This window comes from Streptomyces sp. NPDC093094 (assembly GCF_044754345.1).
In the GTDB taxonomy this organism is placed as follows: Bacteria; Actinomycetota; Actinomycetes; order Streptomycetales; family Streptomycetaceae; genus Streptomyces.
In genome coordinates, this window is sequence record NZ_JBIVOX010000053.1 from 1 (window position 1) to 9852 (window position 9852).

Genomic DNA, 9852 nt, shown 5'->3' on the forward strand with positions numbered 1-9852 from the left:
GCCCATCGAATACGAGAACAACCACTACCTCGCAACCACGAAACCCCAGGTCACAACCAACATCTGAGATCTCTACCGAACCCGGAACGGTTCAGCCGGTGAGCTGGCCCTGTTCGAGGCAGGCGGTCAGGGGGTGCGGGCCTCAGCGAGGTAGCCGGAGACGGCCCGGGTGGTGGGGTGGTCGGGGCCGAGTGTCTCGGTGAGACCGGCGATCGCATCCTCGTACAGGGAGATGGCGCGGTCCAGGTTCCCCTCGGTTTGGTGCAGCCGGGCCAGGCCGCTGAGCGTGGTGAGGGTCTCGAAGTGCTTCGCGCCCAGCACCTGGGTGCGCCGGTCCAGTGCGATGGTGAACAGCTCCTGGGCGCGGGCGAGGTTTCCGGTCTCCCTGTAGGCGGCGGCGAGGTTGTGGAGGTGGCGCAGGGCGTCGGGGCTGTCCTGCCCGGAGAGCTGTTGCTGGCCTGCCAGTGCCTCCTCGAGCAGTGGGACGGCTGCTGCGGCGTTCCCCGATCGCAGGCGGCAGACCGCCAGGTTGGCCAGGGTGAGTAGGGTCGCGGGGTGTCTTCTCCCGAGGACTTCCCGGCGCTGTCCGAGAGTGGTCTCGTACAGGTTGGCCGCCTGATCCAGCTTCCCGGCGGACTCGAGGGCCGAGGCCAGCATGTTCCGGCTGACCAGGGTATCGACGTGGGTCGGGCCCAGAGTCTGCTCGCGTTGGACCAGCGTCCGGCGGCACAGCCGCAGCCCGGTGTCGACCTCACCCTTCGTTAGGTGCAGGTTGGCAAGGTTGCTCTGGCTCAGCAGGGTGTCGGGGTGGTCCTCGCCCAGGGTCGTCACCCGCCGTTTCAGCACGTCCCGGTAGATGTTGGACGCCTCGTCGATCCCCCCGGCCGACTCCAGGGCGTAGCCCAGGTTGCCGAGGCAGTCCACGGTGGTCGGGTGCCCGGGCCCGAGGAGGCGGGTCAGCTCGCCAAGTGCCTTACGGTAGTGCGTGACCGACTCCTCGTACTGGCCGACGCTCTCGTACGCCCCGGCGAGGTTGTTCCGCACCTGGGCCGCGTTCGGTGTCGGCGGGGTCGACTCGTGCTCCTGGCGGGCCAGGCGCTCCTCATGCCTGAGCAGGTCCTTGTAGATCTCGATCGCCTGCTCGTACCGGCCGATGTCCTCGTACGCCCGGGCCAGGCCGTTGCGCAGGGTCAGGGTCCGGGCGTGCTCCGGGCCCAGGTGCTCGGCGGCGACGGCGGTGGCATCGATGAACTCCTCGACGGCGGAATCGAGTCGGCCGCTGTCGTGGTAGGCGGAGGCAAGGTTGGCCCGGATGTTCAGGGTGGTGAGGGCGTCCGGGCCGAGCACCCGGATGCTCCGCTCGCGGAGTTCTTCCAAGATCTCGACCGCATCGCCGGGTTTGCCGGCCGCCGCCAGGGCGGAGGCGAACGCGTTGCAGCCGGTCAGGGCGGTCCGGTGGTCGGGGCCGAAACCCGCCACGACTTGCCGCGAGTATGCCCGCAGGACCGGAAGGGCCTGGACGGTCTGACCCTGGCCGCGCAGGTACAGCGCGGTCTGGGCGAAGAGCTCAGCCAGGTCCGGGCGGTAGGCGCCGGGGTCGGTGCCGGAGAGGGCGGTCACATGCGGTGCGAGCAGCGCGAGTCGGGCCTGGTCCGGGGCGGCGTCGGTCCCGTCCGGATACACGGCTTCGAGCAGGACGCGCTCGGCCTGGGGTCGGCCGCGTGGCGGTGCAGGGACGCAGCCCTCGTCCGCCTCGCGACCGGCCCGCCGGACCGCCCCGTCGCGCACCACGGTCTGCACCAGGCAGTGGACGGAGACTGTCTCGTGGGTGAGGGTGATCATGCTGAAGGCGTTCAGCCGCCCCAGGGCACTGGCCACCGGGAGCTTGCCGGGGGCGAGCGGGGCCAGCAGGGAGCGGGGGCAGCTGTCGGGGTCGAGCCAGGCCATGACGTGGAGCAGCTCGACGGCTAGCGGATCGGTCTCCTCCAGCGTGGCGAGGGTGAGCTTCCAGACCCGGGCCACCGTCTGTTCCTCGCCGGAGTGGTCCTGGGCGGCCTCGTCCAACTGCTCGGCGAGGCTGTCGCGGTAGAACTGGATGCTGGTTACGGTCTGGGCCATGTAGGCGGCGGCCTGTTCCAGAGCCAGCGGCAAGTCGCCTAGTTCCTTGGCCAGTTGGCGCGCATGCCACTCCTCCTCCAGGGAGCTGAAGGGCTCCCAGGCGTTGAGCAGCGCGACGGAGTCGGTGCGCGGCAAGACGTCCAGGCCGATCAGCGTCACTCGGCGGTTCCATCCCGTGGCGTGGCGGCTGGTGATCAGGAACCGGCCGCCCCGGGCGCGGGCGATCAGGGGGGCGATGTCGGCGGGGTCGTTGACGTTGTCCAGGACGATCAGCCAGCCGGTGTGAGAGGCCAGCCACTGCGCACCCCACTCGGTGAGCGCCTCGGTCGTCAGGGCCTTGTCCAGGGCGGGCTGCAGGGCGATGGCGAGGCTGGCCAGGCCCTGCCGGACGGCCGCGGGGCTGTCGGCGGTGATCCATCGGATCGGTGTGTGGCCGTGGGGGCGGGTGGCGGCCCAGTGGGCGGCCAGGGTGCTCTTGCCGATCCCGCCCAGCCCGTGCACCGCCTGGACCAGCGCTACACCGGGAGCGGCCAGGGCGGCGTCCAGGCGGTCGAGTTCACGGCCTCGTCCGACGAACAACTTCGGTTGGTGGGGCAGGAGCGGGTCGTCCAGACCCGGTCGGGTGTCCACCTCAGCGGGCGGCCGCAGCGCCTCGGGCGGCAGATTCACGGTGGGGGCGTAGATGCCGGAGACGCCGGTCCCCCCGCCGGTGACGGTGACGTTCCCGCTGTGGAACACCTCCTGCCGCGTGCCCGCCGCCCCGGGAGGCTCGGGCGGCGGGGCGCCGCCCCCGTCGACCGGCACCGCCGGTGCGGTGCTCGTGTCGGCGCGGTTTTTGCGCCGCGGCCTTCGGGCCATGCCGTTCCTCCTGGAATTTCTGTGACCGGCTTCTGGTGGTGGCGGGTAGCGGGGCCGGTCTATTCGCTGACGATGCCGCTGATCGCGCTGGAGCCCGTCCCGGTGGCCTCCGCGTCCCCGGTGTGCGCCGCCCGCGTCGGTCCCGGGCGGATGCCCCCGGTGTGCTTGATACCGCTGGTCGCGCTGCCCCCGTCACGGGCCACCGCCCGGCCTGTCGCCACGGCCGTGTCACCCGCCGACGCGTCCACGAACGCCAGCAGGGCGCGCAGTTCGGCGGCGGCGTGCTCCCGCCCGGCCTCGTCGAGGTCCTCCAGCAGGGCCTCGAAGCGCGCGGCCCACACGCCTTCCTGCCGCAGCCGCTGTGCGGCCGGGTGGGCCGAGGCGTCCGGCGCCAGGACCCGCGCGGTGTGATCCAGGCGGTCGAGCTCGGCCGCCGCGCGTGCGCTGCCGGCACGGCCGAAGATCTCCCCCACCCGGTGCCGCAGCCCGTTCCACGCATCCGTGCCCGCGGCCTGGACCACCGCACCGCCGCCCGCCGCCGCCAGCACCGCCAGAGTCTCCGCCAGCATGCCCCACCCCTGCTTCCCGCCCGCGCAAGCCCGGTGATCCCCCGGACCCCGCACCCGATAACCACATGACGCGATGTACATCTACCAGCACGTCCGGTAGCCGCGCATGGTTTCCGCCTCTTCTGCACTGGCGGGGTCTGTCCAGCCAATGGCGTGGCCGGTTGCCCGCCCCGGGCCGAGCCGGGCCAGGGCAGAGCGGGGCCCCTCTGTACGGCATCGCTGTGCCGTCGGCCTGTGAGCTGGGTTTCCTGGGGCTCGGGTGTCGGCTGTGCCGACCTGTGGGTGTGCTACGTCGCGTCCGCACCGTTCTTGCAGCGGACAGAGACGACCGGATCCGTGCCCGGAGGCACTCGGCGGACGTCCGCTGCTCGTCCGGCGACTCGGTGAACTCGACGGCGTAGGGCGCCTGGCAGTACCTGTATTCACCGGCTTACGCCAGGTCATGCCGCCCCCCGACTCACCAGCCTCCGGCCCGCTCACCAGGCGACCTCGTGGACGGTCGGCTGGTCGGCGGGAGTGTGGTACAGGCCGGTTGTCTGGCCCGCGCCGGGCGCTGAATCCGAGTCCCGGGATGCGGTCCGGGCGGTCTGTCGTACGTGTGTCCGTCACCCGAGGCTGACATCGGTGCGGCGTGTTGCGCTTGGGCACGACAACCCGGTCTGCCATGCCCAGGACGGTGCAGTTGTCGTGGGCAGCGACGGCGTGGGTGGACTGCGAGAGGCTGAGAGAGCAGCGCTGCGATACGGCTTGAATGCAAGTCCCGGACCCGCACGGTGTCGTCGTTCTCTGGCGGTGACGGCGCGGGGCGGCTGGCCGGTCCGGGCCGTGGCCACCGCTGTCGGTGCGCCCTGCGATGCGTTCGCCGGCGCGGCCCTGCCGGGTGGCAACGTCTCCTCAATCTTGACCTCCTCCAGGGTTCTCACGACGGTTCCCTTCTCCGGCTGCCGGGTGCAGCGCTGCACCCGGCAGGGACGGGGGCGGTGGGTGGTCAGTGGACGTGGCCGGTCAGGTCGGCGGCGGTCTGCCCGGTCACAGCCGGGCTGGTGTGGGCGGTGGCGGGCAGGTGGGCGCTGTTCCCGGTGGTGTCGTTGCGCAGGTACAGGCTCCCGGCTTCGCGGATGCCGAGGGTGAACAGGATTCGGTCGGGGGAGCGCAGGTGCCCGGTCACGCCCCAGGGCCCGGGCAGGACCTGCCACTGGTCACCGAGCGCCTCGCATGCTGCGCGGGCGATGTCGTACGGGTTGTGGGGGAAGGTCTCGGGCTGCTCGCTGTAGGTCCCGGGCGTGGGAGGGCACGCTCCTTGGTGTGAGTGGGGGCGGTGGGTGTCGGTTCGGGTTCTGCGGGGCGGGCTGGAGCCGGGCTGTGGAGGGCGCGGGTCTGCTGCTGGGTGGCGGGAGGCCGGTGTGTGGTTGTCTCCGCGGGGGTGTGGAGCGCGGTGGCTTCCTCTGCGGCGTCCCCGGTGGTGGTCCGCGGGCGGTGGGTGGGGCGGACTCGGTCGGCCGCGGTCGCCTTGACGGTCGTCTCGCCGCCGTTGCGGTGGTCCCGGGACGGCGGCGGGCCCTTGCACGTATCGGGTGGGTGGTGGTGCTTCTCGTTCCAGGGGCGGTGGGCGGTGTGGGGGCGGTGGGGCTGCCGCCGTGGTTGCGGGGCGGTGGGGCGCGGGACGCGTGGGCGCTGCGACGTGGCCGCTGCGAGGTGGCGCGGCTGTGGCGTGGTGTCGGGGCTGGGCCGTGTGCGGGGCCCTTGGGCGGGCATTTGCCTGCCGGGCGGGCGGTCTGTCCGGCTGCGCGCTGTGCGGGGGCGGGGGAGGGCTGCACGTGGTGCGTGGCCCGGGAAGCCGCTGGGGTGTGGGCGTGCTGCAGCCCCCTGGTGCCGGCGCGGCGGTCGCGGCGCGCTACGGGGCGGCTTGGGGGCCCGTGCGGGGTCGGCGGGCCGTGTCGGTGCGCGGCGGGCTGGGCGGGTTCGGGGGATGGTCCCGTGCGGGCCGGGGTTGGGAGGTTCCCGGCCCGCACGGGGGCTGTGTGTCAGGCGTGTGCGGCGGCTGTGGTGAGGGCGGGTATGGCGAGTGCTTCGAGTGCGGCGGCGTGGTCGGCGTCGGGGAGGGTCTGTGCGGTGGAGGTGATGGCCTGCATGACGCCTGCGGCGGTCATCTGTCCGCCGCGGACGAAGTGGGCGAGGATCTGGTCCTTGGCCTCGGCGCCGATGCTGAGGGTCTTGGTGACGTGCTCGATCGTCTTGGCCGGCTCGGCGAGCACGGTCCCTGCGGCGGCCTCCATCCCGCGCACGGTGGCCTCGACGTAGTCCCTTGACAGGAAGGTGCGCACCGCATCGGCGGTCTTGGAGGTGATCAGTTCCAGCGTCCGGCGCTGCGTCTGGCCCGACCAGGCGACGACTCCCTCCTCCTGGCGGCCGCCGAGGTGGACGGCGCGCATGACGTCCCTGGTGACGGTCATGTCGTTGCGGCACACCTGGATCACGGCGCGCGGCGTGATGGTGTACGCCCCGGATCCGACTTCGCTGTTGGTGATGACGAACCCCGCCGAGATCAGCGGCAGTTCGTCCCCGCTGCGTCCGTCGAACGGGGACCGGTACCCGCGCAGCAGCGCGCGGGCCTGCACGGCGACCGCCTCGGACTCCACCCGCACATACATGCGCCGGTCGGTGAGATCGCACCCGGTGATCTGGGTGGGGTGACCGGACCGCTTCACGCCGTCGAGTGCGGCGAGCAGCATGTCGAAGTTGTCCATGAGCTTGTAGCTGTCGGAGAGCAGCGCCCGTACCACGCCCTGCGCCAGCGCGCCGCCCGGCGCGGTGCCGCCGCGGAAGGCGCGGAGCATGAAACGGCGCTCCGGCTCGCTGCGGAGCCAGGCGTTGACGTTCTCGTCCAGGAGAGGGACGTTGTCGGCGCGCATGCGGCGCAGGTAGGCGAGGGGGATGCGTAGCTTGTCGGCGACGTGCTCGTCGGCCACGGCGGTGGGCCGGTAGATGCCGTCGACCTCGGTCACGCCGTCCTCGCTGATCATCGATTCCACGCCCTGCACGCGCAGGTTCCCTCCGGCGAACCGGAGTGCGGTGGCGGGGGCGATCACGTCCAGCTTGCGGCGGTTGTGGTCCTCCAGGATCGCGACGAGGTCGGAGAGAGCGGCGTTGCGGGTGCCGGTGGGGGCCACGTGGGTGACGCGCTCGGCGAACTGCTGGGTCATCGAGGTGTTCCCCTTCGCGGGTCGGCTCGGGCGGTTCGGGGGACGGGCCCGGAGCCTGAGCGCCTCACCCCCCGAACAACATCAATAATAGTTTCTTTCAGGGGTGTGTGAACCCACCCCCGACCAGCACGGTCACACCCCGGCCCGGTACTCCGGTAACGGCGTCAGGCTCTGGCGCCGGACCCTGGAGACGACCGTGACCAGGTGTTCGGCGCGGATCTCGTACAGGTCGTAGCGCAGCTCGGTCGCACCGCAGGCCAGTGCGTACTCGTGTACCGCGCCGATCCAGTACAGGCCGTGACGGCTCCTCAGGAGGCTGCCGTGGTAGCGCACCCGCTGCCACACCACCGGCCCGGCGGCGTGCACATCCCGCGCCAGGCAGCCGGCCAGCCGCTCCGACAGCAGCAGCACGAACGCCCGCGCAACCGTGCCCCGGTCCACCGGCACACCGGCCAGAGCGGGGCCGGTGTTCCCGTGGCGCACCCCCATCGCCCAGCCCAGTTCGAACACCGGCCGGACCGCCTCCACATCGCAGCTCGGCATGATCGAAGCGTCCGGGGCTGACGGGCTGCGGACCAGCTCGCCGAGCGCGTAGGCGGCCTGTTCCTTCTCCTCCTCCGAAATCCGCTCCCCGGTCTCCTCGGTGTCCGCGTGAATTCTCGTGTTCTCCACCGTCATTCCTCCCTGATTTCCGTGCGGTTGAATCGGAAGGGCGACCCCGGGGCGGGGCCGCCCGGAAGGGTCAGCCCAAAAATCCCCGCGACAGCAGGAATTCCATGGTGATGTGCGCGATTCCGCGCGGCTTGTAGACCTGCGGGAAACGCTGCATCTCGACCTCGGTGCGCCCGTGGGCGTCGGGTTCGGGGAGTTCGTGGACGAGCCGGTAAGGCTGATCGCCCGCCGGGATTTCCAGCACGACCCATCCGGCCTTCGTCGCGAACCGGATCCCGGTGAAGTTGGCGTCCTGGTGGTGGACGATGGCGGCCTGGGCGCGCCAGCCCGGCAGGGTCAGGAAGCCCGCGATGGCCCGGGCCCGGACGGCCGGGTCGGTCATCGGGGCGTCCTTGCCTCCTCGCACGCGGCGGACGATTCCGTCAGAGATCTGGATCTCCACGTCTTGCCCTTCGTCGGCGTGTGGGGCTGTCGGGAGGACCCCTCCCAACACCTTCAATAATAGTGGAAGTAAAATGAGGAGGGAAGGCCCGACCATGTTGCGCTACAGGTTGCGCTAGACGTTGCGCCAGAGGTTGCGCAGCCCCGCGACCAACCCCCCGATCCGCCCAGCTCAACCACCCCGACCCGCATGGTCGGTCTGCTGACATCCCCCTCTGCACACCCCCGCGCTCCACCACAGCCAGAAAGAAGGACGGGAAAGGGCGGACGGAACGGGCGGGCGCGTGCCACCGGGGGATCGATGCCGGCACCTGTCTCTGCTGCACGTCGGCACCGCCTCCGCGCACCGCGCCGGGCCACAGCCGGCGAACCCTCCCGGCGACAGCATCCCCTGCACCATCCCCTGCGACATCTCCTGAAACATCTCCTGCGCAGACCTCCACACGGGTCCGGCACCGCCGCAGGTCACCAGGTCCACCAGAGCGGGGCCGGGGCCTGACATCCCCCTCTGCACACCCCTGCGCTCCACCACACCAGGAAAAAGGGACGGGAAGGCGGGCGGAACGGGCGGGCGCGGGCCACCGGGGGACCAGGCCGGCACCTGTCTCTGCTGCGCGTCGGCGGCCGCCTCCGCGCCCCGCCCTGTGCCGCCCCACGGCCAGCCCCTACGATGAGACCGCCTGACCTTCGAGGGAGGCACGCTGGCGGGGAAGCTCCGGCACGGGTTTGCCGACCCACCGGATTCGCCGTTTCCCCGCCAGCTTCCCCAGAGCGCAGCGAAGCCACCCCCAATCCCTTTCTTTCTTCTTGCGCGCGGTCTGCTCCGCAGACTCGACGCGCCGCCGCTACGCGGCGGACAGACCCCGAGGGCGCTACGCGCCCTGAAGGGCGGGCACTGGCATCGCTACGCGATGCACGACGGCAGGGCCGCCCGCGCTGCGGGCGGCCCTGCCTGGGTTCGCGACGCTCCGCGCCGCTCTGCGGGGGCTTACGCGGGCCCGGACCGTCTCCAGGCCCGCGTAAGCCTGTCAGGGGATCTTGTACGCCACCGGCGGGTAGATCGCCTCGTCGTCCTCCTCGTCGGTGTGGACGCTGAACGCGACCTCGAACGAGGCCGGTTCACCGTCGCCGACCAACACCTCGGCATACGCCGCGTCGCACTCGGCCAGCGCGCCGTACTCCAGGCACCACGCCTTGATCGTGTTGGCGGGGGAGTGCAGAGACATCGAGCCCCAGCTCAGCGTCTGCGCCAGCCCCACGGTCAGCAGGAACACGAAGTTGTCGAAGTCCTTGCGCTCCACCCTCACCAGGGCATCCGCCCCGGCCTCACCCTCCACCGTGACCGGCAGGTCTGCCGACAGGACCTCGTCGAAGTCGTCCATACCGACCGTCAGCCGCACGACGTGCTCACCCGGAGTCAGCCGCGCCATCAAGCGGGCCACAACCAAGTCGACCTCGTCGCGAGCCTCCGCTAAAACGTCCAGGGAAACCGGCTTCAACTGAGCCATGGAAATTCCTTCCTGACTTCTTTTCGAGGGATACTTCCCGTTCGATCGGAGTTGCCGCTCCGCCCGAACTTGCCTTTATTCTAGGACCCTTAGCGCGATTATGAAATGGGTTCCGATTTCACACCAACAGAACTAGCCAATTCACTTTCTGAAAATACGTGAGCGGAGAGTGCCAACCCGTAGGGTCTCCGCGGTATTTCACTACGCTGCGCCACACGAGTCGGGCGGGGGAGGCATGCAGAGCCCAGGAACGATCTACACAACACAATGACGCACTCGGAATCGGTCCGAAAACCGCCCCCCACCCCTCCCTCGCAGCCAGCCCCTGACGCACGCGGAGCGTGCGTCAGGTTCCGTACAGGGCTGCGGAGCAGACCAGTACGGAACTGATCCGGCGTCAGCCGGATCAACTGCACCACGGAGTGGTGCAGTCCGGCGGACGGAGTCCGCCGGCATCCCGCGCGGAGCGCGGGATCACCCGCC

General features: G+C 71.0%; 7 protein-coding genes. All 7 read right to left on the reverse strand.

Annotation, left to right across the window (positions count from 1 at the left end; all coding sequences use genetic code 11):
• Positions 1-126 precede the first annotated feature (126 nt).
• The 7 genes from ACIQGV_RS40650 to ACIQGV_RS40680 all read right to left on the reverse strand — a co-directional run bounded on the left by ACIQGV_RS40650 (position 127) and on the right by ACIQGV_RS40680 (position 9369).
• Entirely contained in the window at positions 127-2976 is a 2850-nt protein-coding gene (locus ACIQGV_RS40650; protein ID WP_402504765.1) for a tetratricopeptide repeat protein, read from the reverse strand.
• 59 nt (positions 2977-3035) lie between these two features.
• The gene (locus tag ACIQGV_RS40655; protein ID WP_402504767.1) at positions 3036-3545 is read right to left on the reverse strand and encodes a hypothetical protein; all 510 of its coding nucleotides are present in this window, start codon (positions 3543-3545) and stop codon (positions 3036-3038) included.
• 988 nt (positions 3546-4533) lie between these two features.
• Positions 4534-4713 (reverse strand): hypothetical protein, encoded by a 180-nt coding sequence (locus tag ACIQGV_RS40660; RefSeq protein WP_402504769.1) that lies wholly within the window; start codon positions 4711-4713, stop codon positions 4534-4536.
• Between the two features lie 856 nt (positions 4714-5569).
• Positions 5570-6748 (reverse strand): DUF932 domain-containing protein, encoded by a 1179-nt coding sequence (locus ACIQGV_RS40665; RefSeq protein ID WP_402504771.1) that lies wholly within the window; start codon positions 6746-6748, stop codon positions 5570-5572.
• A gap of 132 nt (positions 6749-6880) precedes the next feature.
• Positions 6881-7426 carry a hypothetical protein gene (locus ACIQGV_RS40670; RefSeq protein WP_402504773.1) on the reverse strand — a complete coding sequence of 182 codons (546 nt, stop codon included), beginning with the start codon at positions 7424-7426 and terminating at the stop codon, positions 6881-6883.
• 64 nt (positions 7427-7490) lie between these two features.
• Complete coding sequence (locus tag ACIQGV_RS40675; RefSeq protein WP_402504775.1) at positions 7491-7802, reverse strand: hypothetical protein; 312 nt, start codon at positions 7800-7802, stop codon at positions 7491-7493.
• A gap of 1087 nt (positions 7803-8889) precedes the next feature.
• Positions 8890-9369 carry a hypothetical protein gene (locus ACIQGV_RS40680; RefSeq protein WP_402504777.1) on the reverse strand — a complete coding sequence of 160 codons (480 nt, stop codon included), beginning with the start codon at positions 9367-9369 and terminating at the stop codon, positions 8890-8892.
• Positions 9370-9852: the final 483 nt, after the last annotated feature.